General features: G+C 73.1%; 21 protein-coding genes. 9 read left to right on the forward strand and 12 right to left on the reverse strand.

The genetic code is table 11. The annotated features are described in order from the left end of the window. Positions 1-118: 118 nt before the first annotated feature. Positions 119-1,681, forward strand: coding sequence for an acyl-CoA dehydrogenase family protein (locus GA0070616_RS25930; protein WP_175440208.1), 1,563 nt, complete (start codon positions 119-121; stop codon positions 1,679-1,681). Between the two features lie 37 nt (positions 1,682-1,718). Further along, positions 1,719-2,924 (forward strand): acyl-CoA dehydrogenase family protein, encoded by a 1,206-nt coding sequence (locus GA0070616_RS25935; RefSeq protein WP_091088795.1) that lies wholly within the window; start codon positions 1,719-1,721, stop codon positions 2,922-2,924. A 45-nt stretch (positions 2,925-2,969) separates the two neighbouring features. Here GA0070616_RS25935 and GA0070616_RS25940 read toward each other — a convergent pair whose 3' ends face one another. From GA0070616_RS25940 to GA0070616_RS27820, 3 genes are all read right to left on the reverse strand, one after another. Then, positions 2,970-4,058: a hypothetical protein gene (locus GA0070616_RS25940; RefSeq protein WP_091088798.1), complete on the reverse strand. Its 1,089-nt coding sequence runs from the start codon at positions 4,056-4,058 to the stop codon at positions 2,970-2,972. 109 nt (positions 4,059-4,167) lie between these two features. Then, complete coding sequence (locus GA0070616_RS25945; RefSeq protein WP_245712902.1) at positions 4,168-4,650, reverse strand: NUDIX domain-containing protein; 483 nt, start codon at positions 4,648-4,650, stop codon at positions 4,168-4,170. 40 nt (positions 4,651-4,690) lie between these two features. Next, positions 4,691-6,013 carry an NsdA family TPR-like regulatory protein gene (locus GA0070616_RS27820; RefSeq protein ID WP_139128999.1) on the reverse strand — a complete coding sequence of 441 codons (1,323 nt, stop codon included), beginning with the start codon at positions 6,011-6,013 and terminating at the stop codon, positions 4,691-4,693. A 240-nt stretch (positions 6,014-6,253) separates the two neighbouring features. On the opposite strand from GA0070616_RS27820, the gene GA0070616_RS28385 reads away from it, so the two are divergent. The 3 genes from GA0070616_RS28385 to GA0070616_RS25960 all read left to right on the forward strand — a co-directional run bounded on the left by GA0070616_RS28385 (position 6,254) and on the right by GA0070616_RS25960 (position 8,797). Then, a complete protein-coding gene (locus tag GA0070616_RS28385; protein WP_175440209.1) occupies positions 6,254-6,412 on the forward strand; it encodes a hypothetical protein in 159 nt (52 codons plus the stop codon). Then, on the forward strand, positions 6,402-7,553 hold the full coding sequence (locus tag GA0070616_RS25955; protein WP_091088804.1) for a helix-turn-helix domain-containing protein: 1,152 nt from the start codon (positions 6,402-6,404) through the stop codon (positions 7,551-7,553). Before GA0070616_RS28385 ends, GA0070616_RS25955 begins: the two co-directional genes overlap by 11 nt. A 116-nt stretch (positions 7,554-7,669) precedes the next feature. Next, positions 7,670-8,797, forward strand: coding sequence for an NUDIX hydrolase (locus GA0070616_RS25960; protein ID WP_091088807.1), 1,128 nt, complete (start codon positions 7,670-7,672; stop codon positions 8,795-8,797). A gap of 96 nt (positions 8,798-8,893) precedes the next feature. On the opposite strand, the gene GA0070616_RS25965 is transcribed toward GA0070616_RS25960, so the two are convergent. Then, entirely contained in the window at positions 8,894-9,472 is a 579-nt protein-coding gene (locus tag GA0070616_RS25965; protein WP_091088811.1) for a hypothetical protein, read from the reverse strand. A 316-nt stretch (positions 9,473-9,788) separates the two neighbouring features. Here GA0070616_RS25965 and argG point away from each other — a divergent pair, with 316 nt between their 5' ends. After that, the gene (gene argG, locus GA0070616_RS25970; protein ID WP_091088815.1) at positions 9,789-11,237 is read left to right on the forward strand and encodes an argininosuccinate synthase; all 1,449 of its coding nucleotides are present in this window, start codon (positions 9,789-9,791) and stop codon (positions 11,235-11,237) included. Positions 11,238-11,309: 72 nt separating this feature from the next. Here argG and GA0070616_RS25975 read toward each other — a convergent pair whose 3' ends face one another. Next, positions 11,310-12,296, reverse strand: a complete 987-nt coding sequence (locus tag GA0070616_RS25975; protein ID WP_091088818.1) for an alpha/beta fold hydrolase — start codon at positions 12,294-12,296, stop codon at positions 11,310-11,312. A gap of 220 nt (positions 12,297-12,516) precedes the next feature. Between GA0070616_RS25975 and GA0070616_RS25980 the strand changes: the two genes are divergently transcribed. Together GA0070616_RS25980 and GA0070616_RS25985 are read left to right on the forward strand one after the other, a co-directional pair. Beyond that, positions 12,517-13,140, forward strand: a complete 624-nt coding sequence (locus tag GA0070616_RS25980) for a TetR/AcrR family transcriptional regulator (RefSeq protein ID WP_091088821.1) — start codon at positions 12,517-12,519, stop codon at positions 13,138-13,140. 198 nt (positions 13,141-13,338) lie between these two features. After that, positions 13,339-14,346: a potassium channel family protein gene (locus tag GA0070616_RS25985; protein WP_175440210.1), complete on the forward strand. Its 1,008-nt coding sequence runs from the start codon at positions 13,339-13,341 to the stop codon at positions 14,344-14,346. Between the two features lie 36 nt (positions 14,347-14,382). Here GA0070616_RS25985 and GA0070616_RS25990 read toward each other — a convergent pair whose 3' ends face one another. Then, the gene (locus GA0070616_RS25990) at positions 14,383-15,273 is read right to left on the reverse strand and encodes a CHAT domain-containing protein (protein WP_175440211.1); all 891 of its coding nucleotides are present in this window, start codon (positions 15,271-15,273) and stop codon (positions 14,383-14,385) included. Positions 15,274-15,490: 217 nt separating this feature from the next. On the opposite strand from GA0070616_RS25990, the gene GA0070616_RS27825 reads away from it, so the two are divergent. Further along, on the forward strand, positions 15,491-16,144 hold the full coding sequence (locus tag GA0070616_RS27825) for a hypothetical protein (RefSeq protein ID WP_139129001.1): 654 nt from the start codon (positions 15,491-15,493) through the stop codon (positions 16,142-16,144). A gap of 115 nt (positions 16,145-16,259) precedes the next feature. Here GA0070616_RS27825 and GA0070616_RS25995 read toward each other — a convergent pair whose 3' ends face one another. From GA0070616_RS25995 to GA0070616_RS26020, 6 genes are all read right to left on the reverse strand, one after another. Further along, the gene (locus GA0070616_RS25995) at positions 16,260-17,525 is read right to left on the reverse strand and encodes an MFS transporter (protein ID WP_217628237.1); all 1,266 of its coding nucleotides are present in this window, start codon (positions 17,523-17,525) and stop codon (positions 16,260-16,262) included. 95 nt (positions 17,526-17,620) lie between these two features. Continuing rightward, positions 17,621-18,748, reverse strand: a complete 1,128-nt coding sequence (locus GA0070616_RS26000; RefSeq protein ID WP_091088836.1) for an alanine racemase — start codon at positions 18,746-18,748, stop codon at positions 17,621-17,623. After that, positions 18,745-20,400 carry an IucA/IucC family protein gene (locus GA0070616_RS26005; protein WP_245712903.1) on the reverse strand — a complete coding sequence of 552 codons (1,656 nt, stop codon included), beginning with the start codon at positions 20,398-20,400 and terminating at the stop codon, positions 18,745-18,747. Before GA0070616_RS26005 ends, GA0070616_RS26000 begins: the two co-directional genes overlap by 4 nt. Continuing rightward, positions 20,397-22,040 carry an IucA/IucC family protein gene (locus tag GA0070616_RS26010; protein WP_091091675.1) on the reverse strand — a complete coding sequence of 548 codons (1,644 nt, stop codon included), beginning with the start codon at positions 22,038-22,040 and terminating at the stop codon, positions 20,397-20,399. The genes GA0070616_RS26005 and GA0070616_RS26010 overlap by 4 nt, the downstream gene beginning before the upstream one ends. Continuing rightward, the gene (locus GA0070616_RS26015) at positions 22,037-23,206 is read right to left on the reverse strand and encodes an ATP-grasp domain-containing protein (protein ID WP_091088840.1); all 1,170 of its coding nucleotides are present in this window, start codon (positions 23,204-23,206) and stop codon (positions 22,037-22,039) included. The genes GA0070616_RS26010 and GA0070616_RS26015 overlap by 4 nt, the downstream gene beginning before the upstream one ends. Before the next feature lie 82 nt (positions 23,207-23,288). Continuing rightward, the gene (locus GA0070616_RS26020; protein WP_091091683.1) at positions 23,289-24,002 is read right to left on the reverse strand and encodes a siderophore-interacting protein; all 714 of its coding nucleotides are present in this window, start codon (positions 24,000-24,002) and stop codon (positions 23,289-23,291) included. Positions 24,003-24,042: the final 40 nt, after the last annotated feature.

The following is a 24,042-nucleotide window of genomic DNA, read 5'->3' on the forward strand; positions in this document are numbered from 1 at the left end:
CGGACGCGGTCCACGTCGACGGATGGCCGGTCGTCCTTGACCGACACCTCGGGCCGCCCTAACCTCGACACTCGATCGGGTTGCCGTGGTACCGCCCGTCGTCGTGAGGGAGGTTTCCTTGACCGCAGCCGGCCCGGAGGTCGTCACCGTCAACGTCGCGCTGGAGACCGTCTGGGACGCGGTGAACGACGTCGCGTTGTGGCCCTCGCCGCTCGACGACGCCTCCACCGTCCACCTGCTGCGCCAGACGCGGGACAGTCGCGAGCTGGAGATCTCCGTCGGCACCGGGACCTGGGTGCTGCGACAGACCCTCGACCCGGGGCCCCGTACGACCGACCCGGCGGCCCGCACGACCACCTTCGGCGTTCGCGACGCCGCCGCGTCGACCGCCGGGTGGCAGCGGCTCGTGCTGCGGGCGGTGCCGGGTGGCACGGAGTTGCGCTCGGAGACCGAGGGTGACCCGCCCCCGTTGACGCTGCCGGTTGCCCGGCTGGCCGAACAACTGCGCGATGTGCCAGCCCCGGCACCGGTCGACGACCCCCGCGCGGCCGCTCGGGGCCTCGCCGACCAGATCGCCGCCTCGGCCGCCCGCCACTGCCGTGCCCACACCCTCTCCGGGGGGCTCGTCGCGCAGTTGCGCGCGGCCGGCCTCTACACGATGGGGCTGCCGCGCTCACTGGGTGGCAGGCAGTCCGACTTCCGCACCATCGTGGACGTGGTGGAGGAGCTGAGCCGCGCCGACGGGGCCACCGGGTGGCACGTCCTCACGGGCAACACCAACGCCTTCCTGGCCTGGTTGGATCCGGCGGTCGCCAAAGGGCTCCTGGCCGGCGCCCCGTCTCCCGCCCTCGCCGGCTCCACCGCCCCGAACGGTCGGGGCACCCGCAGGGAGGACGGCGGGTTCCGGGTGAGCGGTCGGTGGCCGCTCTGCTCCGGGAGTACCCATGCGGGTGTGCTGATGGCCGGTTTCCTCGTGGACGGTGACCCGCCCGGGCCGGGACCGCTGCCGCCGGCCCGGGTCGGGTTCTTCCCGGCCGAGGCGGCCACCCTGCTCGGCACCTGGCGTCCGATGGGCCTGGAGGCCACGGGCAGCCACGACCTCGAACTGGCCGGGCTCGACATCCCGGCGGAGGCCACGGCGGCCCCGCACGTCGAACCGGCACGCCACGACGGCGAACTCTACCGACTGACGCCGTACAACATCCTCATGGTGCTGCTCGCCGGCTTCCCCCTCGGGATCATGCGGCGGGCCGTCGACGACGCCACCGCCCTGGCCCGTACGAAGTTCCGCGCGGGCAGCCGCAGCCCCATGATCGACGATCCGGAGACGGTGTCGACGCTGCTCGACGCCGAGTCGGCGTTGCGCGCCGCGCGGGCCCTGGTCCACGAGACGTTCGACGAGGCGTGGCAGGCCCTGGCCGCGGGTGACCAGCTGTCCGACCGGCAACGGGCGGCCATCGCCATGGCCGCTGGCCACGCCCTGCGCCGTGGGCGGGAGGTGGCCACCGCCATGCTCCGCCTCGGCGGGACCGGGGCGTTGAATCTGGACCACCCGTTGCAGCGCTGCCTGCGTGACGTGCACGCCGCGGGCCAGCACGTCGGCTTCGGCGACGACCTGCGGCAGCGCGTCGGCCGGACCTTCCTGGGCCTGGAGACGTCTCCCGCGCTCCACCAGGTGTGACCGCCCGATCCGGCCTGCCCCGACGAACGAGGTGACGATGACGCAGGCGACGACCTTCGACCGCGTGCCGGACACGACCGACGCGCAGGAGCCCGCGCTGTTGGCGGCGGCCCGTGCGTTGGCTCCGGAGATCGAGGAGCGGGCCACCGAGTTGGAGTCCGAGGGGACCCTGCCGGTGGACCTGGTGACCCGGATCCGCGACGCCGGGCTCTTCTCGATGGCGCTTCCGCCTGCGCTCGGGGGACCTGGGGCGGACCTGCGCACCATCGTGTCCGTGGTCGAAGAGATCTCCCGTGCGAACGGTTCGGCCGGTTGGACCGTCCTCATCGGGCAGGGTTCGGGCTTTCTGGGGTGGGTCGACCCGGACGTGGGTCGGCAGATCGTCGAGGCCGTGCCCCATCCCGTGATGGCGGGCTCGCTGGCACCCACCGGATGGGGCACGGTCGCCGACCCGGACTCCTACGTCCTGTCGGGCCGGTGGTCGTTCAACTCGGGCTGCTGGCACGCGGACTTCGTCCAGGTGGCGTTCTTCGTTCGGGACGGGGATGGTCCGCGGCTCGGGCCCTCCGGTCAGCCGGTCATGCGCTTCGCCCTGCTTCCGGCGCGGGAGGCGGAGATCCTCACCACCTGGGACACGATGGGGCTGCGCGGCACCGGCAGCGACGATCTCCTCATCAGCGACGCCGTGGTGCGGCACGACTGGACCCTCGACCCGATCTTCGAGCCGGCGCGGCACGACGGCCCGCTGTACCGGCTCTCACACTTCAGCTATCTGATGACGCTGATGGCAGGCTTCCCCCTCGGCGTCGCCCGGCGTGCGCTCGACGAGTTCCGCGATCTCGCCGAACGGGAGTCCCCGCCGGGCACCCGGCACCCCCTGGCGCACGACCCGATGGTCCAGGCCCGGCTGCTGCGGGCGACCACCGCACTGCGCGCGGCTCGCCTGCTGGTCTTCGACGCGCTGGACCAGGTGTGGGACGAGGCCCGGGGCGGTGCGGTCGAGCCGCGGACGCGGGCCTGCCTGGCCGCCGCCGTGCAGCACGCGCAGCGGACGGCGGAGGAGGTGGTGCAGTGGGCGTTCCAGACCTGTGGCGAGCCGGCCCTGTACGCCTCCCACCCGCTGCAACGCTGCTGGCGGGACATCACTGCGGCCGGCCAGCACATCGCGTTCGGTGCCGACACCGAACGGCGTACCTCCCGCACCGTGTTCGGCCTGGAACGGGAGCAGTTGCACCTCGTCTGACGCGTCCGGGCCGGCGGCGAACTGGTCGTTCGACGGCCCACTCAGCTACCGGGGGCGCCACCGGGCAGGATCCTCGTGGCCGTCCACCAGCCGGATCGAGGCCGCCAACTCCAGCGCGTCGTCCCGGCCTCCCACGGCCGTGTCGGCGCGCTCACTCAAGACCGTCAACTGGGCTACGCACGTGGCGCACCCGCCGGGGAGCTGCGCCACCCGGTAGATCCCTTCGCCGCTCCTGCGCCAATCGATCGCGGTGGCGGCACGGCCGGACACCGTGACGTCGTCGGTCTCGGAGTGGCGGCCACCGGCCAGGCTCTCGGTGCTCAGACCGACCACGAGGTCGTACCTCAGATAGCTCTGGTGATCCTCGATCGGCCCCGGCAGCAGGTAGCTGGAGTAGGCCCGCAGCGGGCCGTCCTCGGCCCATTCCAGGACCACGCCGCCGAGCACGGCGTCGTCGGGCAGTTCCACCGCCCGGAACGGCAACGCCAGTGGCGTCTCCTCCCAGCGAACTCCCTCGGCCACCTGACGCGTGATCTCCTCGGGGCGGTCCACACCGTGGACCGTCAACCGCATCCAAGCGTCCGGTGCGTACTCCCACGACAGCACGCGGCCATCGGGCAGCTCGTTCTGGAAGGCGGGACGACCCTGCACCGGCGCGACGGAGTCACCCGGGACGCTCAATCCGGCCTCTTCGTCGTACTCCCGATCGTAACGGTGGACGTCGATGCCCCGCGCTGCCATCCGGACCTCGACGTGCCACTCCCCGGCGGATGAGCGTCCGCCCTCCTGCTCGGTGGCCGAGGCACCCACGGCTGTTCCGTTCACCGTCATGGTGTGCATGTCGTGCTCGGTGTCGTAGCGAACAAGGCGGGCGGGGCCGGGCAGGTGGCCGAGGCGGAACAGTTGCTGGCCGGGAGCGAACTGGGCGGGCACCGACCTGGGCGGGCCGTCCGAGGTGTCCGGCTCCGGTCCCCGTCCGGCGGCCCACACGGTCAGGCCCGCCGCCACCGCCACCACCGTCGTCATGATCCCCAGGAGCAGGAAACGGCGGCTGCGCCGCTGGCCTCGGGCCGGTCCCATCTCGACGTCGGGTGCGGGCGAGGCCCCGTCCGTTCCGTTCGCGTCACTCGCCACGGGCGTCCTCCCAGCTCGGTGCACCGGCGCGACCCGGGGAGTCTACGGTCGGCCCGTCGTCGTCGCTGCCCGTCGACCGCGCGGTGTCGCCGACCGAGCAATCACGGGATCACTGGATGGCCGAGCCGCCGGCAAGGTACACCGACGTGGTCCGGGCTCTGGCCTGGATCGCCGCGCTGACACGTGGGGCGACGTTGCCGGGTAACCGCTGCTCGGCGAGGCGGGGCGGGAAGAAGGCGAGATCCTGGATCTCTTGTCGACACAGGGTGGAGCTTTCGAGGTTGGTGACGGTGCCGCAGTCGAAGGTGAAGTGGACAAGTGCGCGTGGCCGCTCCTCTGCCGGAAGCGCCCAGTCCACGACGAGCAGGTCTTTCACCACGACACCGATACCCAACTCTTCCTGAACCTCCCGGACGCAGGCGGCGTGCGGAAACTCGCCTTCATCAACGTAGCCGCCTGGAAAGGACCAGTGGTTGCGGTAAGTGGGTTTGACGAGGAGCACGTTGCCGGTCGGGTCGGTGATGAAAGCGGCTGCCGCCGCGTAGAAGGCGGGCAGGTTGGCGTACCAGATGGCGGGCTCCGTCCAGGTCACGTCGGTGACGCTAGCCGATGTCCATCGGCCAGGGTCTGCGTCACCTGGGCGGTGGCGCGGTCTCCAAGGCAACGAGGAGTTCCTTGACCTGGGCTTCTGCCTGATGTGGCCTCAGCGTGCCGACGAACTCGCGGACGCGCTGCCTCACTCGTGCGGAGTGGACCTTCGAGACATGCTGCGCCGATTCCCAGCCCCAGCCGCAGGAGGCGTCGACGTCACCGGCGCGGGCATGGGCCGTGGCGATGACAGTGGTGTGCAGGGCGAGTGTCCGGGCGTTCTGGCCCGCGAGTGAGATCGCAGCGGATGCGTGTCGCAGTGCTTGCGCGTGCAGGCCGAGGTCGCTGAGAGATTTCAGTGCGGCACCAGCGAAGTGGGCAACGCCGAAGTAGTTGACCCAACAGGGACTGCTGCCTGGGCCTGTGCGATCGAGGGCCCGCTCGGCTCTGGTGAGTGCGATCTGGCAGGCGCGCTTCTCGCCTGAACGTCCGTACGCGCTGGCAGCAGCGGTGTAGAGCCGGGCGCGGACAGCAGCAGGTGCGCGGCCTGCGCCGTCGATGGCTGCTTCCGCGAGGCGGGCGGCGTCCTTCGTGTGCCCGAGGTAGACCGCCTGGGTGGCGAGGTTGGCGAGTAGGTGAGCACCGTGAAGGCGGTCGCCCGCTGTCTTCGCGAACCGTAGGGCGATGGTCAGGTGCTGTTGGGCGAAGCCGTGGTCGCCTGCGTCATAGGACATGAAGGCGAGTTGGCCCGAGAGCGCTGCTGTTGCTTGCATCAGGTCGCGGCCGACTGCCTCGGTGTACGTGCCGCGCAGCATGGGGGCGACCTGACGGGCGAGGAGATCGGCCATGAGGTTCCGGAAACGAGGGGAACCGCCGCCGTAACGTCGATCAAGGTCGGTGAAGTGGTCGGCGAGTGCACGAAGCGATTGGACGTCGCCATTCGTGACCCGTTGCCGGCCGCTGCGTGTGACCGGTCTGTCGGGCAGGTCGTACCGCCAGGCAAGCGTGGCACGCAGTGCCTCGCTGCTGTCGAACGTTGCGTCGGTCTGAACACCGTGCTGGTTGGCCAGTGCCACCCAAAGTCGCTCGGCGGCGTCGACCGCGTCGACCGTGGATGTGGGATAGGGGACGCACGCGGGCGTTCGTGCGGCAAGAAACCCCAGTTCCGAGACATCGACCCGACGTTTCAGTCTACGGCTGAGCACCTCGGTCATGGTGACCTGGACATGGTTCGCAGGGCGGCGACCGCGCAGCCACCAGTAGACGCTGGCAGCGTCGTAGCGCCACGTCCCGTGGACGCGGCCGGCGTGGTTGAGTTGGCGGGCGAAGGCGGCATGAGCGTGGCCATAACCGGCTTCGCGCAGCAATCCGTCGAACGCTGCATTCGCAACTGGCCGCACCACGGCATGTGCCTCCAGAGACTGTCCGACTACTTTCCGCGATCTTATGCGTGTGGCGGCACCTGTGGGAGACCGCGCAACCCCGCACAAGCTCCGCGTCAGGCCAGCGCAACGGCACACATCGGCCGCCACCTGTTCCGTCGCCCAGCCTTCGGTTTCTCTGCATACAGCGGCGTCATCGATGACGCTCCCGTGGCGGAGGTGTAGATGGAGCAGGACAAGCCGGTGAGCCGGGGCGAGAGGATCGAGGCGGCCGAGCGGGAAGCCGCGAAGCAACGCCTCCTGGAGCAGGCCGAGGCGGAGCGCGTACCCGTGACGGACACCACCCGGGCGGTGCCGGACCGGCGGTGGCGGCGTGAGCGGTGACGAGCTGCCGATCGGTCGGCGGGTGGCGCGCTGGCGGGTACGGCGGGGGATGACCCAACAGGTGTTCGCCGACCGGTTGGGCAAGTCGAAGAGCTGGGTGGACAAGGTGGAGCGGGGAGCCAGGCGGTTGGACCGGTATCCGACGGTCCAGCAGATCGCCGAGGTGCTGCGGGTCGACCCGATGGTGCTGCTCGGCCAGCACCGGCCGCCGCACCAGCGCGACGCCCGTACGCCGGACGGGGTGGACGGGATCCGGGCCGCGCTGGCCCGCTACGACCGTGAGCCCGGCCACCCGGTGCCGGGCGTCGAGGTGCGGCGGCAGGTCGAGTACGCCTGGTCGAGCTACCAGCACGCGCACTACGCGCAGCTGGTGCGGGCGGTGCCGGGGCTGCTGGCCGCCGTGCAGGGCTCGTCGGGGCGGGAGGTGCTGGTGCCGGCGTACCGGATCACCGCGTCGGTGCTGGTGAAGCTCGGCGCGGCCGACCTGGGCTGGCTGGCCGCCGACCGGGCGATGGGTGCGGCGGGCGGCGACGCGGTGCTGGCCGCCACGGCGGCGGTGTCGGTCGGGCAGGCGCTGCGGGCGCAGGGCCGGCACCGGCTGGCCCTGGCCGCGACGCTCGCCGCCGCGAGCCGCCTCGGCACCGGCCCGCAGGAGGTGGCCGTGCACGGGACGCTGCTGCTCCAGGCCGCGCTGGCCGCCGCCGGCTGCGGCGAGCAGGGCCGGTGTGCCGAGCTGACCGGGCGGGCCGCTGGGCTCGCCGCCCGGATGCGGGCGGGGGAGGATCCGCAGCGGACCGCATTCGGGCCGGCCGCTGTCGAGTTGGCGCAGGTGGTGACGGCGATCGAGGCAGGGGACGCGGGGGCGGCGGTGCGCGGGCACTCGGCGGTGCTGCGGCGCGACGGGTGGCGGCGGCTGCCGGCCGAGCACCGGGGCGCGTACCTGGTGGACGTGGCGCGGGCGTACCTCCAGATCGGTGACCTGCGGGGCGCGGCGCGGGCGCTGGTCGACGCCGATGCCATCGCGCCGGCCGAGGTCCGGTGCCGGCCTGTCGCCCGTACGGTGATCGCCGAGATCGCCCAGCGCCACCCGGCACCGGCCGGCGTGGCCCGCCTGGCGTCGCTGGTCGGCCTCACCCGGTGACCCGGCTGGTCCTGTGCGCGGCCTGCCGGAGCTGCTGCTGCTGCGGCGCCGGCCGGGTTCACTGCCGCCGCCGGGGCACCCGGCGTTGATGAACTCCCATATTCTCGTACCCTGCGGTGACCCGTACGGAGGTGCGTGTGGAGGGCTGGCTGTCGTCCGGTCCGGTGGGGCTCGTCTCGGGTGCGGTGGCCGGCCTGGTGTTCGGGGTGCTCTTCGAGGACCCGCTCAAGGCATTCGTACGGCGGGTCGGCCGGGCCGCGGTGGGACTCGTCCGGGGCCGCCGCGACATCCCTCGACCGGGTCGTGAGTTCCGGCTGGGCCCGTTGCACGTGCCGTGCCAGATCATGGAGGGCGACGGCGAGCGGGCCATCGAGCCACGGCATGTCCGGGTCCTGGTCAATCCCGTGGACGTCCAGTTGCCCCTGGAACTTGTTGAGTGGCGCTCGGAGGTCCTCGCCGAGCAGGAGCGCAGACGGCGGTCCGGCGAGGTCAACCACTGGAACGGGCCGTGTTACGCGGTCGACGACCTGATCGTGTCCCGGACCGGGCCGCGCGAGGAGCCGGAGATCACCCTCATCCTCAAGTACTCCGACTATCACACGTTCCTGACGACGCAGCGGTTGGACCGGCGCTTCCGGGACGGTTCCACGCCACGCAGCCGCTACCTGGACGGGCGTGAGCCGTGCGACGTACCCGACTTCATGCGTACGACGTTCGGCCTGAACATGGCGGTCGTCACCGCCGACGGCTGGTTGGTGCTGTCCTGGCGCAGCAATCGTCTGGGGTCCGGGCAGGGCCTGTGGAACTCGTCGGCCAACGAGGGGCTGTCACGGGACAAGGACGGCGCGGGCGCCGGCCCTCCGGACCTCTTCGCGGCGGCACGCCGGGGGCTGTCCGAGGAGTTGCACCTGCCGCCCGACTCGTACGACCTCCGGCTGCTCGCGTTCACCGTGGTCACCTCGCTGAGCCAGTGGGGTGTCTGCTTCCTCACCCGGCTGCACGACATGTCGCGCGAGGAGTTCGAGGCGCACGTCTCCCGGGGCGTCGAGGACGGGTGGGAGCATCGCGAGTTCGCGCTGGTCCCGTTTCGGCCGGAACCGGTGCTGCGGCACCTGCTGCGCCGGGACCTGCGGGACCTCTGGGCACCCACCGCGCCGGTGCTCTACTACCTCGCGCTCGTCAACGCGTACGGTCGGAGGGCGGTCGACGCGGCTGCCGCCCGGGTGTTGCGTACTCCGTCCTGACGGCAGCGTGGCCGGGCTCGCCGGCAGCGGCCGGGTCCGTCGAGCCGGGCGTCGCACCAGACCCGGTACGCATCACCCGGGATGTGCCCGGATGGGTCAGAGTCCGGCGGCGGCGTCGTACCGGCGGCGCAGGTCGGCCATCTCCGAGGGGGCCAGCGCCTCCCGGAGGGCCGGCTCAGCGTGCTCGGGCGGGAACATCTGGCGCAGCCGGTCGACGAACATGACGTCGGCGGTCGCCTCGACCACCTGGATGCCCGGAGGGTCGGTCGACCTGTCCATGATGACCGGCCCGGCCAGCTTGACCGCCCAGTCCCAGGGACGCTTCGGTTCGGCGATCCCGCAGAGGTGGAACCCGTAGACCGTCCGCACGTCGGCGAGCGTGGTCACCTCGGCCGGCTCGTAGCCGTAGACGTGGACCCCGCAGATCACCGCCGGCTTCGCCGCCGCCGTGTTGGTCGCCTGCTGGACGTCGTGTCCGGCGTGGTGGTGTTGCTCCGGGTCGGCCTGTTCGAGGGTGGTACGCATCCAGGTCGTGATCTGTCCGGTCAGGTCCGCCGGCTGCGACTTCGAGATGGTCGAGTCGACCAGGACGAACGCACCGGCCAGCGCCGCCAGCAGGATCACCTCCGTCCACACGAAGGGGTTTCGGTGCCACCCCGCGAATCGGGAAACCATCGCTTTCTCACCTCGTCGCCGGTCGTGGTGGGTCGGGCAGGTTGCCCGACGTCGTGAATGGCCCGGACGATGCGGCGTGCGGACGGCTGCCAGGGCGGCGCACTGCCGGTGATGAGAGAGGCTCCCGTGCTGGCCGTTCCCAGCGCGGTTGCCCCCGCGCTGCGGCGATTGAGCCATTCCAGCATGCCCCGACGGGTGCCGGCAATATCGACCGCCCTCAACGCTGGACGCCTCAGCACGTGGACATGCCCCGGGAGAGTCTTCGACTTCGCCATTCGATTTGCATGACCATGCGTTCTGGCGCATACTTTTCCTCGTGTCCAAGGTTCTCACCTCCCTGCCCACCGGTGAACGGGTCGGCATCGCCTTCTCTGGCGGTCTCGACACCTCCGTCGCGGTCGCGTGGATGCGCGACAAGGGTGCCGTCCCCTGCGCCTACACCGCCGACATCGGCCAGTACGACGAGCCCGACATCGGCTCGGTGCCCGGTCGCGCGCTGCGCTACGGCGCCGAGGTCGCCCGTCTGGTCGACTGCCGTGCCGCCCTGGTCGAGGAGGGATTGGCGGCGCTGACCTGTGGCGCCTTCCACATCCGCTCGGGCGGCCGGGCCTACTTCAACACCACGCCGCTGGGCCGGGCCGTCACCGGGACGCTGCTGGTGCGGGCGATGATCGAGGACGACGTCCAGATCTGGGGCGACGGCTCGACCTTCAAGGGCAACGACATCGAGCGGTTCTACCGGTACGGCCTGCTGGCCAACCCGCAGCTGCGCATCTACAAGCCGTGGCTCGACACCGACTTCGTCACCGAACTGGGTGGGCGCAGGGAGATGTCGCACTGGCTGCTCGACCGGGGCCTGCCCTACCGGGACAGCACCGAGAAGGCCTACTCCACCGACGCCAACATCTGGGGTGCCACCCACGAGGCGAAGACCCTCGAACACCTCGACACCGGCATCGAGACGGTCACCCCGATCATGGGGGTCCGATTCTGGGACCTGTCGGTGGAGATCCCGACCGAGGACGTCACGATCGGCTTCGACCAGGGCCGCCCGGTGACGATCAACGGCAAGGAGTTCGCCAGCGCGGTCGACCTGGTGCTGGAGGCCAACGCCATCGGCGGCCGGCACGGGCTGGGCATGTCCGACCAGATCGAGAACCGGATCATCGAGGCCAAGAGCCGGGGGATCTACGAGGCGCCCGGCATGGCGCTGCTGCACGCCGCGTACGAGCGGTTGGTCAACGCCATCCACAACGAGGACACCCTGGCCAACTACCACAGTGAGGGCCGCCGCCTCGGCCGGCTCATGTACGAGGGGCGCTGGCTGGACCCGCAGGCGCTGATGCTGCGCGAGTCGCTGCAACGCTGGGTCGGTACGGCGGTCACCGGCGAGGTGACGCTGCGGCTGCGCCGGGGTGAGGACTACTCCATCCTGGACACCACCGGCCCGGCCTTCAGCTACCACCCGGACAAGCTGTCCATGGAGCGCACCGAGGATTCGGCGTTCGGCCCGTCGGACCGGATCGGCCAGCTCACGATGCGCAACCTCGACATCGCCGACTCGCGGGCGAAGCTGGAGCAGTACGCCACCCTCGGCATGGTCGGCGGTGCGCCGCAGCGGATGGTCGGCGCCGCCCAGGCGGCCTCGACCGGGCTGATCGGCGCGATGCCGCACGGCGGTGCGGAGGCCATCGCCTCCCGGGGCGTCCCCTCACCCGAGGACGAGGCGCTCGACCGCGCCGCGATGGAGTTCGGCGTCGACTGACCGGTTCCGGTTCCGGCTCCGCGAGCACGCCGCCCGGACCCGACCCGGCCGGGTCCGGGCGGGCGCTGTTCGTCAGGTCACCGTCGCCAGGTGGGTGGCGATGTCGGCGGCGATCTCCTCCGGGTGTTCGCCGTTGATCGCGTGTGAGGCGTCCGGATACACCTTCACCGTGCCGTCCGGTAGGACGCGTCGGGCACGATCGGCCCCGGCTACGGAGTCGTGCATCCGGGACTTTCCCGCCAACAGCGTGAGCACCGGCATCCGGACGCCGGCGAGCTGCTCGTCGCCGAGCCGGTCCGGGGTGGGCAGCTTGAGCACGTACGCCTGCATGCCGGCCTCGATCATGTCGGCGACCGGGACGTCCTCGACCGGCGCGTCGTTCGCCGTCCAACTGGCGAAGTCGTCCCGCCACGAGCGGGGGAGCCAGGGCAGGCTGGCCGGGATCGACCGGACGACCGCCTGCCAGGCCAGGTCGGTGAAGACCAGCACCGGCTCCAGCAGGATCACGCTGGCGATCTTCTCCGGCCGACGGGCCGCGAGGTTCATGGCGGTCCAGCCGCCGATCGACAGGCCGACCAGGTGCAGCCGTTCGACCGGCAGGGCCCGCACCACCTCGTGCAGCCACCGGGCCTGATCCTGCGCGGATTCGATCGGGCGCTGCTGGACGCTCATGCCGGGCTCGCCGAGCAGATCGACGGTGTACACGTCGCGCAGGCGCAACAGCGAGGGCAGGTTGTCGGCCCACACCGGCGACGGGGCGGCCCGGCCGGGCAGCAACAGCAGCGGAGCCGAACCGGGGGAGGCACCGGCGAAGTGGTAGACCCGCACCACCCCGTAGCTGGTTCGGATGTCGAGCGAGCGGTCCGGCTCGGGCAGCTCGGCCATCGCCCGCCGGTACGCAAGAAGGAACCGGTCCTGTGCCTGGGCCGAGACGAAGTAACCGACCGGGGAGGGGCGGTGCAGCGCGAATCCGGCGGCGACCGCCAGGGCGGCGAGCAGCGCCGCACCGCCGATGATCCATCGACGGCGGTGCCTGATGCGGGGTACGCGGAGTCGCATGTGGTCCACCTTCCGTTGCCGTGGGTGGTGCTCTCCGCTGCCATTCTACCGAGCGGTTAGTTTTTCAACCACGCGGTAGAAAGACCGACCGACCGGTCAGGCACCGGAGCGGCCGGTTACCCTGCTCGGGGCCACCGCACGACAACGACACGGGGCGCCGAGCGCGACACCGAGCACCGTGTAGGACATCGAGCACCGTGTAGGACACCGAGGACCGTGTATGACGCCGGAAGCCGTTACCCGCAAGGGCCGTCCCGACCGGCCGCTGACCATCACCGAGCAGGCCCGCCGCGCCCAGCTCGTCCGGGTGACCATCGACCTGGTCGCCCGGCACGGTCACGCCGGCACCTCCCTGGCCCGCATCGCCGAGGCGGCCGACCTGTCCAAGGCCGCCGTCCTCTACCACTTCCCGTCGAAGGACGCCGTGGTGCGGGCCGCCTACGCGACGGTCATCGAGGCGCTCACCACGGCTGTCGGTGCGGCCGTCGCACAGCGGGACGGGGCCGCCGCGCTGGAGGCGTACGTCCGGTCGCTCGTCGGCCACCTGCGGACACATCCCGACCACGCCCGGATGATCATCGAGGCGATCTCCGGGGAGGCCGGCGGCGACGACGGACCCCGCGCGACCTCGCGACAACGCAGCGTCGCGGACCTGATCGAGGCCGCCCGCTCCGCCGGGGACTACCGCGAGCAGACCGACCCCGACCTGCTCGCCGTCCTGCTCAACGGCGCGATCGACGCCATCGTCGCCGAGCAGCTCGCCAGGCCCGAGTTCGACAGCGCCCGCGCCGCCGACGAACTCGTCGACCTGGTGAACCGGGCGTATCGAAACCCGCCCCGCTGACCGGGGCGGGTTTCGCCGAAGGTACGGGGCGTCCACGCCGAAGGTACGGGGCAGCCTCGGTCGCTGCCGAGTTGCGGCGAGATGAGCCATGCCCGAGGTTGGAGGGGTTGACCGGTGCGGGGAGCGGCCCCGCGCGCTGCCGTCCCCGGGGCGGTTCGCGTCTGGGCCGGCGGGAGGCGGGTCGGTCCCATGACTGCTGTGGCGGTCCTCACGGGCGTACTGCTCGTGGGGCTGGTCCTGGTCGACGCCGCCCTGACCGCACTGTCGCTGGTCGGCGGGGCCGGCCCGGTGACCAGACTCGTGTCACAGGGGGTCTGGGCCGCGGCCCGTCGCCTCGGCGGCACCGGCCCCCGACGTCACCGGCTGCTGCGGTGGACCGGCACCGTCGTGCTCCTGATCACCTTCGTGACGTGGGTGGCCGGCCTGTGGATCGGCTGGTTCCTGGTGTTCGTCGGGTCTCCGGACGCGGTGCTCGACCAGTTCGGTCGGCCCGCCGACACCTGGTCACGGGTCTACTTCGCCGGCTTCTCGATCTTCACCCTGGGTGTCGGCGACTACACCCCCGGCACCACGGCGGCGCAGCTCGCGACCAGCGGTGCGGTCCTCACCGGCCTGTTCCTGATCACCCTGGGGATCACCTACCTCATGCAGGTGGTGCCGGCGGTGGTCGACAAGCGGACCGTCGCCGGCCACGTCGCCGCCCTCGGTGTGGATCCCGTCGACGTCGTCCGGCGTGGCTGGACCGGGGACCAGTTCTCCCCGATGTTCGAACAGCACCTGACCAGCCTGACCGCCGAAGTGATCCGGCTCGGTCAACGGCACCTGGCGTTCCCCGTGCTGCACTACTTCCACGCCGGCACCCGAGCCGGGTCGGCCCCGGTGGCGGTGACGGTGCTCGACGGGGCACTGCTGCTGCTCCGCGACGGCGTCGATCCCGGGCACCGACCCGACACCGGCGCGGTGCGGCCACTGTCGCGGGCCGTGCGACAACTCGTCCTGGCCCTCGACAGCGCCCTCATCCACGCCGTCGACGAACCGGTGCCCGCGCCTCGGCTGGCCGACCTGGAACGGGCCGGTGTGCCGGTCGCCGACGCGCGGGCCTACGCGTCCGCCGTCGAGCGCTACCGGGCGCACCGGTGCCGCCTGCGGGGCTGGTGCGCCTCCGACGGTTGGGACGACACCGACCTGCGGCTCACCGGCGACTGACGCAGCCGTGACGGCCCCACCCCTTGCGGCGGCGGGTCACCGTCCCAGGTGCACGTACGAAGCCCAGGCCGTCGGGGTGTCCGGGTAGCGCGTCCGGGCCGCCAGTGCCGCCCGGTGCAGCGCCTCCGCCGCGCCCACCGGGGCCGAGGTGGCACGCTCGGCGAGCAGCCCCGAATACACGTCGTCGGTCGTCCGCCGGGCCACCGGGTCCTTCACCGCCCACAGCGTGGCGACGACCTGGCCGAAGCCGGCGGTCAGGAAGCCCGCGGCCAGGTGCACCGCCTCGTCGGCCAGAGCCGGTCCCGACACCGCCGTCTCGCAGGCGGACAGGAAGGCCAGTTCACCGCCGTCCGCCCGCAGCCGCACCAGCCGGTCGACGGTGAGCGCGCCGTCGACCGGCGACGACAGCAGCAGCCGACTGGCCGACGGATCGGCCAGGTCACTGCGGGCATGACAGGCGAAGTGTGCCCAGGCGTGGCCGGGCAGGGCCGCGAGCACCTCCGCCGCACCCGCCTGCGCTGCGACGAGGTCGGTGTGTTCCGCGCCGAACCGATCCCGCAGGCCGGCCACCTCCCGGCGGGCGGCCGGCAGCCGGGAGCCGTCGGTCGTCCCGCCGGGGCCGGGCAGCACCAGGCACAGTCGGCGCGGCAGGGGCACCGGGGCCGCCCGCCGGCAGTAACCCAGAGACCGGATGGTCGGCACGACCGACGAGACCACCGCGTCGAGTGCGCCGTGGTCGCCGGCGGTGGCGGCGTGCAGCGGCAGGGACGCGAGCAGGCCGGTGGGTACCCACCACACCCGGGGCGGTCGACCGGCCGGGGTCGGCTGACCTCGCCGGTCACCTCGATTCGGCGTCGCCGTCACACCAAGTCGGGTGAGCACCGGCCCGACGGTCGACGACCACAGCCACCGCAGGATCTCCCGCATCGCCTCCTCGTTACCGTCGTGGGTCGCCGTGACGAGCTGCCCACCCCGGCACGCCGGTGCCGGATGCGGGTCTGGTGTGCCTCCGACGGCTGGGACGACACCGACCTTCGCCTCACCGGCGACTGGCGGAGCTGAACTACCCGGCGGGGTGCCGTTTCCCGGCCTATCGCGGCGGGCAGCATGACTGCTGCCGCGTCGTCGACCGGGAGGCCAGGACATGCCGAATTCCCGCACCGCTGTTCTCACCGCTGGCCTCACCGGTCTCGCGCTCACCCTGGCGGGATGCACCGCACCGGCCGAGCCCGTCGCGCCCACGGCCGCCGCGCCGTCGGCGGCCACGTCCGTGCCGGAGCCGACAGCAACCCCGGAGCCGACTGCCAGCCCGGAGCCGACGACATCGGGTTCCGCCTCCGCCGAGCAGATTCTCGACGGCAACCGGCAGATCCACATCCACCTCGTCGAACCCGCCGGCACCCTGCACGTCACCGAGGAGGGCCGACTCACCATCGGGCCGGCGCCGGTGGACTCCGGGCTGCTCGTGCTCGTCCCGTCGGGCAACGGCACCCATCTGATCATGACGGCCGCCACCGCGAACGGGGAACCGTCCTGCATGGGCATCCGGCACAACGGCATCAGCCCGCTCACCGTCGTCGCGGCGGCCTGCGACGCCCGCCGGGGCGGTCAGCTGTTCACCATCAGGCCGGTCGGGAACACCGCCGGCGAGCCGGCGTACTCGATCAGCAGCAGGTCCGCGTACCTGCAACGGGCCTCCTCCGGTGAGCTGATCGCCGAGGAACTCGGTGACGCCCCGCTGCGGACCACCTTCCGCTTCGACGACCAGGGTGTGGCCCCGGCGCGACCCGGCGAGTGACCGCCGCGGATCCGGGACGGGTGTCGAGGCCGTCCCCGGTCAGCTGCCGGCGGCGGCGACGGCCGGAGAGCCGACCGACCGCGCCCTGACCTGGTCGTCGCGGTCGGCGGCCTCGTCAGACCGGTGCCATGTCGTCCTGCCGGGCCGCCTTCACCGGCCCCTCGACCGTGGTCGCGCGGTCCACGAACCACGACCGGGTGGCGATCACACCGGCCGCCACCATGACGGCGGCGCCGACCAGGACGGCCGGGTATCCGACCCGGCCGGCGACGGCGAGCCCGACGCTGCCGGCGAGCAGCGAGGCGAGGAACGAGAAGCTCGCCAGCACGGTGAAGTCCGTTCCCGCACTCTCCGGGCGGCTCAGGTCCATGTTGATGGTGTTCACCACCGTGGAGGTGGCGGCGTACGCCGTGCTCAGGCCGATGGCCGCGACCGCCGCGGCCGTGCTGCCGCCCGACCCGAGCGCCAGCGGCAGCAGCCCGGCGATCGCCAGCAACTGGGCGATGCCGAAGGCCAGCATCGCCCGCCGCCGGCCGAGCCGACGCACCAGGAGCCCACCGCCGACCGCGCCGAGCATCGCCACCACCCCGCCGACCACGTTGACCACCGTGCCGATGGCCGACAGCGACCAGCCGGCGTCGACCAGCATCGGCGTCACGAGCGAGTAGGCGCCGCTGATGCCGATCCAGAACAGCGGCAGCAGGCCCAGCGCCCAGCGCGCCACCCCGGGCACCCGGAAGACGCTCACCAGTACGCCCAGCCCGACCCGGCCCGCCGCCACCGGGCGGGCCGGTTCCCGGTGGCGCCACACCTGCGCCGCCGGCAGGAGCGTGAACGCCGCGAGAGCGACCACGGCCGCGGTCCAGCCCCACCGGTCGTAGATGATCAGCACTCCGCCGCCGCCGAGCATGTTGCCCAGGTACCCGCCGGCGACCTGGATGCCGTTGCCCAGCCCTCGGGCGGCGGGGTCGAGGGCCCGTACCGCCAGGGCGTCGGCGGCGATGTCCTGCGTCGCCGACAGCAGGACCACCAGGCCCGCCAGCAGCATCAGCGAGCCGAAGTCGTCGACCGGGTCGACGACGAGCAGGCCGAGCAGTCCCACCGCCATCGCCGGCTGGAGCACCAGCAGCCAACTGCGGTAGTGACCGTGCCTGGTGCTGCCGAACCGGTCGACCAACGGCGACCAGAGGAACTTCAACGCCCAGAACAGCCCCAGCAACTGGGCGACGCCGAGCTGCTCCAGCGACGCGCCCCGGTCCCGCAGGATCGCGGCGAGGCCGGTGTAGAAGAAGCCGAGACCGAGGAACTGGCTGACGTACAGGCCGGCCAGCAGGCTGTAGGTGCGCGCCGGGGCGCGGCCCGGGGCCGACGCTTCGGACATGGACGCGACCATCCCTTCGACACCGTCGACCGCACCGGACGGGCGGCGTACGTCAGGTAAGGCTTACCTAAGCCCTCGTCGTGGTCAAGGGGTGATCACGAATCCCAGTTCAGCGCCACGTCCTCCGGCGTACCGGTGCGGAACTCCGGCGGATCGTGCAGCAGGAAGTCCCGGTGACTGATGTTCCACGCGTACGCCCCGGCCATGGCGAAGACGAGGACGTCGCCCACCGCGACCGGGCCGACGTCGGCCGCGCGGGCGAGCACGTCCCTCGGAGTGCAGAGCTGGCCCACGACCGTCACCGGCGCCCCGTCGGTGGCCGGACCGCGCCGACCACGGCGGTGCACCCGCACCGGCTGCGAGTGGCCCTTCGCGGCCGGGGTGCGCAGGTGGTGGGTGCCGCCGGCGACGACGACGAACCACTGCCCGTAGGAACGTTTCACATCGACCACCTCGGTCAGGTACCAGCCGCAGTAGGCGGTGACGGCCCGGCCCGGTTCGATCCGCAGTCGTACCGTCGGATGGGCGGCCAGGGCCGCACCCAGCAGCCGCCCGTAACCGGGCCAGTCGAACCGGGCGTCCGGGGCGGCGTAGTCGACGGCCATGCCCCCGCCGGCGTTGACCTCCGTCGCCCCCACCTCGGCGACCGCCCAGTCCAGCACCGCGCGGGCCGTCGCGGCGGCGGCCGGCGCGTCGAGTCCGCTGGCGAGATGGGCGTGCACCCCGCGCACCCGCACGCCGGCCGGCGGGTCGGCGGCCAGGTACGTCGCCTCCTGCGGCGACATGCCGAACGGGCTCGGCCCGCCGCCCATCACCAGGCTCGCCCCGCCCGCGTCACCCGGCAGGTTCACCCGCAGCAGCACGTCGACGGTGCGGTGGGCGGCGTGGGCCAGCCGGGCGAGCCGGTGCAGCTCCGCGGGGGACTCGACGTGGACCCGGCCCACCCCGGCGGCCAGCGCGGCGACGAGGTCCTCGTCGGTCTTGCCCGGGCCGGCGTAGGCCGCCGCCGGGCGATCGGGCAGCACCGTGGCCAGGTGACGCAACTCGCCCTGGCTGGCGGCCTCGAAACCGTCGACGGTGCGGGCGAGGGTCCGCAGGATCCCCGGGTCGGGGTTGGCCTTGACCGCGTACAGCAGATCCACCCGGTCGGGCAGGACCGCCCGGATGCCGGCCACGTGGACGGCCAGGGCATCGAGGTCGTAGACGTAGGCGGGACGGGTCACCGGGCACCGCCGAACGGGCCCGGCACGGTCACGTAGGGGGCGTTGCGGTCAGCCGCCCGCTGCCAGCGGACCAGCAGGTTGGCCTTGGCGGGCAGCGGGGCACCGGCGAGCAGCGCCGCCAGTTCCGGTGGGCCGCCGAGGTCGGCGTGGCTGGCCTCGACGACGGCGTGGGCCACGTTCCACAGCTCGGCCTCGATCCCGGGCCGGCCGTCGGCGAGGGCACCGGCCAGCCCGCCGAGGTGGTTGACGAACAGGCAGTAGGCGATCCGCCGGTACGCCTGCGCCGGCGAGTAGGCCACCTCGCGGGGCAGGCCGACGGGCCAGGTCGGCACGCGGCCCGTGTCGAGCTTGAGTCCTTCCAGGTCCCGCAGCACCAGCCGGACCGGCCGACCCGCAGCGTCCCGGACGACCAGGACGTTCTGCAGGTGCGCCTCGGGCACGACGCCGTGCGCCAACCACAACCGCAGGACGGCGGGGACCAGCAGCCGGACGTAGCTCCGCCACCAGCCGACCGGGTCGGCGACGGTCAGTGGCGCGGCGGCCAGCGCGGCGGCCAGCACCACGGACTCGCCGGGCCGCACGTGCGCGCGGATGCCGGTCCGGACGATCGTCCCGTACGCCTCGTCGAGACCGGCGAGGTCGACCGTGCGGTAGGCCGGTTCGGTGAGGACACCGACGCCGGGCGGGAGCGCGACGGTGGACAGGTGCCGGGTCAGCGCCACGGCCCCGGTCAGCTCGTACCGGGCGTTCTTGCGCAGGCAGTTGGTGATTCGCACGTGCAGGCTCGCCTTGAGGAACAGGTCGGCGGCCGGCGCGTACAGGGTGCGGACGCTGGCGGTGGGGCGCAGCGGCGCCCCGGCCGGGCCGAGGACCCGCAGCCGGCGGTCGGCCGGCGGCACGAGCGAGAGTTGCCACGGGTGCACCGGCAGCAGGCGGTGTCCCGTCGGGGCGGCCGGTGGGTCCAGCTCCGCGACGAGGTCGTCGAAGGGACCGTCCTCGGCCAGCAGCTCCGCGGGCACCGCGAGCCAGCTCAGCCTGACCGAGGTGCGCAGTTCCGGGGCGTGGCGCCGCCAGCCCACAGGGTCGCCGCCGTGCCACTTCGGACTGGGGTGGTGCGGGTGGCCGTAGACCAGGGACTGTTCCGAGGCGACGTAGGCGTCGGTCACCGGGTCGCCGGTCGGCGCGGGATCACGGGCGGGCCGCTCGCGCAGCACCAGGTCGATGGCCCCGCGACTGGCGGCCACCTGGCCGACGAACTCGTCGTTGCGGGTGCCGGTGCGGGTGGCCAGTTCGGCGGCGAACAGTTCCGCGAGCACGACGGCGTCGACGGTGTGGCCGGCGTCCGGCCCGACGCCGTGCCCCCGGTCCGCCGGGCGGTCGACGTCGGCGATGGTCGATCCGGGCAGGCACCGGACCTGGCCGGTGTAGCGGTGCGCCAGGATCGGCGAGATCCGCGTGACGCGGCACAGCACCGTCCGGTCGAGGTGGCGCAACCGCACCCGGGCGGTGCCGCCGACCATCTCGACGTCTCCGTCGGGAGCCGCGACCTCCCGCAGGTAGCAGCCGAACAGGGCGTGCGCGGAGGCCAGATCGGCGGTCTCCGACGGTCGCGCGGGCGGTCGGGTCGGGGCCGGTGCCGCCGGGCAGCTCACGGTCCCTCCCGCAGGGAGCCGGGGCCCGACCGCAGGTAGTTGGGGCCCGACCGCAGGTAGTACTTGTTGATGTCGGCACAGCCGAGCCGCTGCTTGGGCAGCAGAGTGCCGGCGGTCAGCATCGCCTTGACCGGAAGCCGGTCGGCGAGCAGCACCCGGTCGACGAGCCGCCGCGCGTCGGGCCCGGCGGCCCACCGGTCGCGGGCAGCGCGCAGTCGGGGCGTCACCAGGTCAGCGGGGGAGCCGACCGGCACACCCTGCCGGGCCAGGGCGAGCAGCGGCGCCGCCGCGGCCAGGTGCACGGTGATGGTGACGAACACGTCGACCAGTTCCTCGGGGCCACCGACCCACATGCGGCCGTCCCGCAGGGCCAACCCGGCGGCGTGCCGACGATCCAGGCGGGCACCGTCGTTGTCCTTGTAGAGCAGCCGTACCTCACCGTCGCCGGGAACGACGAGGTGGATGTTCTGTGGATGCGCCTCCAGGGCCACTCCGTAACGTAACCACAGGAACACATGCCAGTCGAGGAGCAGGTCCAGATAGGACCCGAGCAGGCGGGACGGGTCCGCTCCCGCGACGCGTTGGGCCACGGTGCCCGCGTCGGGATCGGTCGCGGCGAGTGCCGCCACGGGCACCACCGTCGCGTCGCCCAGCCCGGCTGGTAACCGCCGCAGGAGGAACGCGCGCAGCTCGTCGCCTCCGCAGTGGCCGAAGGTGCCCTCGTCGGCGTGCAGGATCCGCCCGGCGAAAGCGGGCTCACCCGCGGCGAGCCGGTCCAGCAGCGCGGCGACGGCGGCCCCGTCGGCGAGCGCGTCGGGAGACAGGGTGCGCCGGTTCCGGGTGCCCAGGGTGGCGGTGGGCAGCGGCAGTTTCAGGTGCGTCGCGGGGTCGGCGGCGAGGGCGACCGTGCGCATCGACAGGGTCGGTCGTACCGCGACGGCGGGTCGGTCGACGGCCGGCAGGTCGGCCCGGTCGGCGGTGAGCGGATGCACCGGCAGGAGCACCTGACCGGGCCGTGGCGGCGCGGGCCACCAGTCGGGCAGCGGGCCGGTCAGGCGCAGCTCCCCGGCGGGCACCGGCAACCAGCGCAGGGTGAAGACCCCGGCGTGCTCGGGTGCGTACCGGCGCAGGTCGGCGGCGTCGAGGCCGTGCCGGCACCGGTCGGTGGGGTAGACCGGGTGGCCGGCGCGGGCGGCGAGCACGTCGTCGAGCAGCGCACCCGCGTAGCCGTCGGGTGCGGCCGCCCGCGCGGCGCGGAGCCGGGCGTACGTGCGGTCCCGGGTGGCGGCGGCCAGCCGCCGGGCGAGCAGGTCTCCGGCGCACTCGTCGGCGAAGGCCCGCCACCCCCGCTCGGCGTCCGGGTCACCCCGGGGCGCGAGCTGGACCAGCAGCTCCGCCACCGTGTCCACCCGGCGGGCCGGCCCGCCGGGCCGGTGCACGTGCAGCTCCGGGCGGGCGAGCCGCAGGTCGTGCTGGAACCCGTCGGTCCGCACCGGCATCCGCAGCCAACCGTCGCCGAGCGACACCCGCCACCAGCCGGGCCCGTCGGGCCGCCCGTCCCCGCCCGCCCCGAGGCGGCCCTCCCGCAGCAGCGCGTCGACGACCCGGCAGAACACCTCCCGCTCCGCCGCGTCGGTCACGGGGCGATCACCCACTCGAGGTCGGCGCGGAAGTCCGCCAGCGCACGGCGCACGGTCGCCGGATCCGGACCGATGCCGTGCAGAACCGCCAGGTAGTCGCGGTTGGTGCCGGTGCGGGGAGCCGTGGCACCCAACGGACGCAGGGGACGGCAGCCCAGGTGGACGTCGTCGCGTCGTACGTCGACGCCGCCGGGGGCGGCGACGAGGGTGCCGCCACGGTCGGCGCAGACGTACTCGACGCGGGCCCAACGGTCGACCGTCGCCGGGTCGGGCAGGGGCAGCGCCGACAGGGGCTCGCCGAGATGCAGCCGGATGACGTACTCGAACAGCGGCACGCCGAGCAGCTCGGCCAGGATCAGGTCCATCCGGTCGCCGATCAGGCGGTCGTTGACCTCGATCAGGCGGGGCCGGTCGTCGTGGCGGACGTACTCGGTGTGGCAGGCGCCGAAGCGCACCCCGATCGCGTCGAGCTGGGCGTGCAGCCGGGCCGTGACCGCCGCGTCCGTCGGGGCCCAGTCGAGGGCCAGCTCGGCGAAGGTCGGCGGTGGGCCGAGACCGGTCCGCCAGCCGCCGAGCACCGCCAGACCGGTCGCGTCGCCGATGGTCTCGTGGGTGCGGACCTCGCCGGCCAGGTACTCCTCCACCACCAGGGTGACGTCGGGTCGCCGCCGCCGCACGTCGGCCACCCGGCGGGTCAGGTCGTCGCCGTCGACCACCAGGTACGCGTCCTCGCTGGCGACGCCGTCGCGCGGTTTGACCACCGCCGGGAACCGGTCGAACCGGGGTGCCTGCTGTGGTGTGACGACGACCGTACGGACCTGGTCGAGGTCGGCGTCGACGATCGCCCGGCGGGTCGCGGCCTTGTCCTTGCACCGCCTGGCCGCCTCGGGGTCCTTGCCCGGCAGACCGAGTCGACGGGCGGCGGACGCGGTAGCGGCCTGGAGGTGGTCGCTGTTGGACATCAGGCCGGCCGGGGCGGGGCCCGTCGCGACCGCGTCGGTGACCGCCACCTCGTCGCGCACGGCGCAGGCCCGCACGGGCGTCGACGGGGGCCACTGGCCCGGCCGGTCGGTCAGCACGGTGACCGGCAGCCCGAGGTTCCGCGCCGCCGGCAGCAGGCCGTCGAGCACCGCGTCGGTCGGGTTGAGCGCGGTCAGGTAGAGCACGTCCGGACCTCCGCCGCGCGGGCCGGCCGGCCAACTGGCCCCGGGCGGGCGGACCGTGCCGCCGCGCGGACGCGGCGCGCCCTCAGCGGGCGCTCCAGTAGGCCAGCGACTGCACCTGGTGCTTGCCCGCGCCGAGCCCTCGACGCAGGTGCCGGGTGATCGCGCGGGTGCTGGCCGCCTCGCACGCCACCCAGTAGAGGGCACCAGCGTCGACGGCGGGCAGGCCGGCGGTCACCGTGTCGACCAGGTGCGCGCCGTTGTCGCGGCGCGGCACCCACCGGACCTCGTGGTGGTCGCGGGCGCGTGGCGTCAACGCCTTCTCGCCCTCGTGCGCGTACTCGAGCCAGAGCGTCGCCCCGACGCCGTCAGCGGCGTCGAGCAGGCTGTTGACGGCCGGCAGCGACGCGGCATCGCCCACCAGGTAGAGATGACCGGGCGTCGGGTCCGGCATGGTGAACGCGCTGCCCTGCACGGTCGCCTCGACGGTGTCCCCGGGTCGGGCCGTGCTGGCCCACCGGGCGGCGCATCCGTCGTGCAGGGCGAACTCCAGGTGGAACCGCCCGGTCGCCGGGTCTGGGTCCACCAGGGTGTACGCCCGCTGGTGTGCCCGGCCGCCGTTGTCGAACCACAGGCGGATCCACATCGTGGGGTGGAGCGCGTGGCTGGCGAGCAGGTCGCCGCCGTCGACGAGCAGCCGCCGGTACCGGTCCCCGACAGGCTGGTTGTCGAGCACGGTCAGCCGATGGTCCTTCCCGCCCATCGCCCGCAGGACGACACCTTCCCAGCTTCGCTTCACGTTCACTCCGATCGGGGCGGGCCGGCAGGGGAGACCCGGC

This window comes from Micromonospora nigra (assembly GCF_900091585.1).
GTDB classification, from domain to species: domain Bacteria; phylum Actinomycetota; class Actinomycetes; order Mycobacteriales; family Micromonosporaceae; genus Micromonospora; species Micromonospora nigra.

What these genes read in the sequence shown, in the direction of transcription:
- GA0070616_RS28385 (WP_175440209.1), top strand. Translation starts at nt 6,254, where the DNA reads ATGGAGCAGGACAAGCCGGTGAGCCGGGGCGAGAGGATCGAGGCGGCC.
- GA0070616_RS25990 (WP_175440211.1), bottom strand. Translation starts at nt 15,273, where the DNA reads ATGCGGGAGATCCTGCGGTGGCTGTGGTCGTCGACCGTCGGGCCGGTG.
- GA0070616_RS25965 (WP_091088811.1), bottom strand. Translation starts at nt 9,472, where the DNA reads ATGGTTTCCCGATTCGCGGGGTGGCACCGAAACCCCTTCGTGTGGACG.
- GA0070616_RS25995 (WP_217628237.1), bottom strand. Translation starts at nt 17,525, where the DNA reads ATGTCCGAAGCGTCGGCCCCGGGCCGCGCCCCGGCGCGCACCTACAGC.
- GA0070616_RS25980 (WP_091088821.1), top strand. Translation starts at nt 12,517, where the DNA reads ATGACGCCGGAAGCCGTTACCCGCAAGGGCCGTCCCGACCGGCCGCTG.
- GA0070616_RS27825 (WP_139129001.1), top strand. Translation starts at nt 15,491, where the DNA reads ATGCCGAATTCCCGCACCGCTGTTCTCACCGCTGGCCTCACCGGTCTC.
- GA0070616_RS25935 (WP_091088795.1), top strand. Translation starts at nt 1,719, where the DNA reads ATGACGCAGGCGACGACCTTCGACCGCGTGCCGGACACGACCGACGCG.
- GA0070616_RS25975 (WP_091088818.1), bottom strand. Translation starts at nt 12,296, where the DNA reads ATGCGACTCCGCGTACCCCGCATCAGGCACCGCCGTCGATGGATCATC.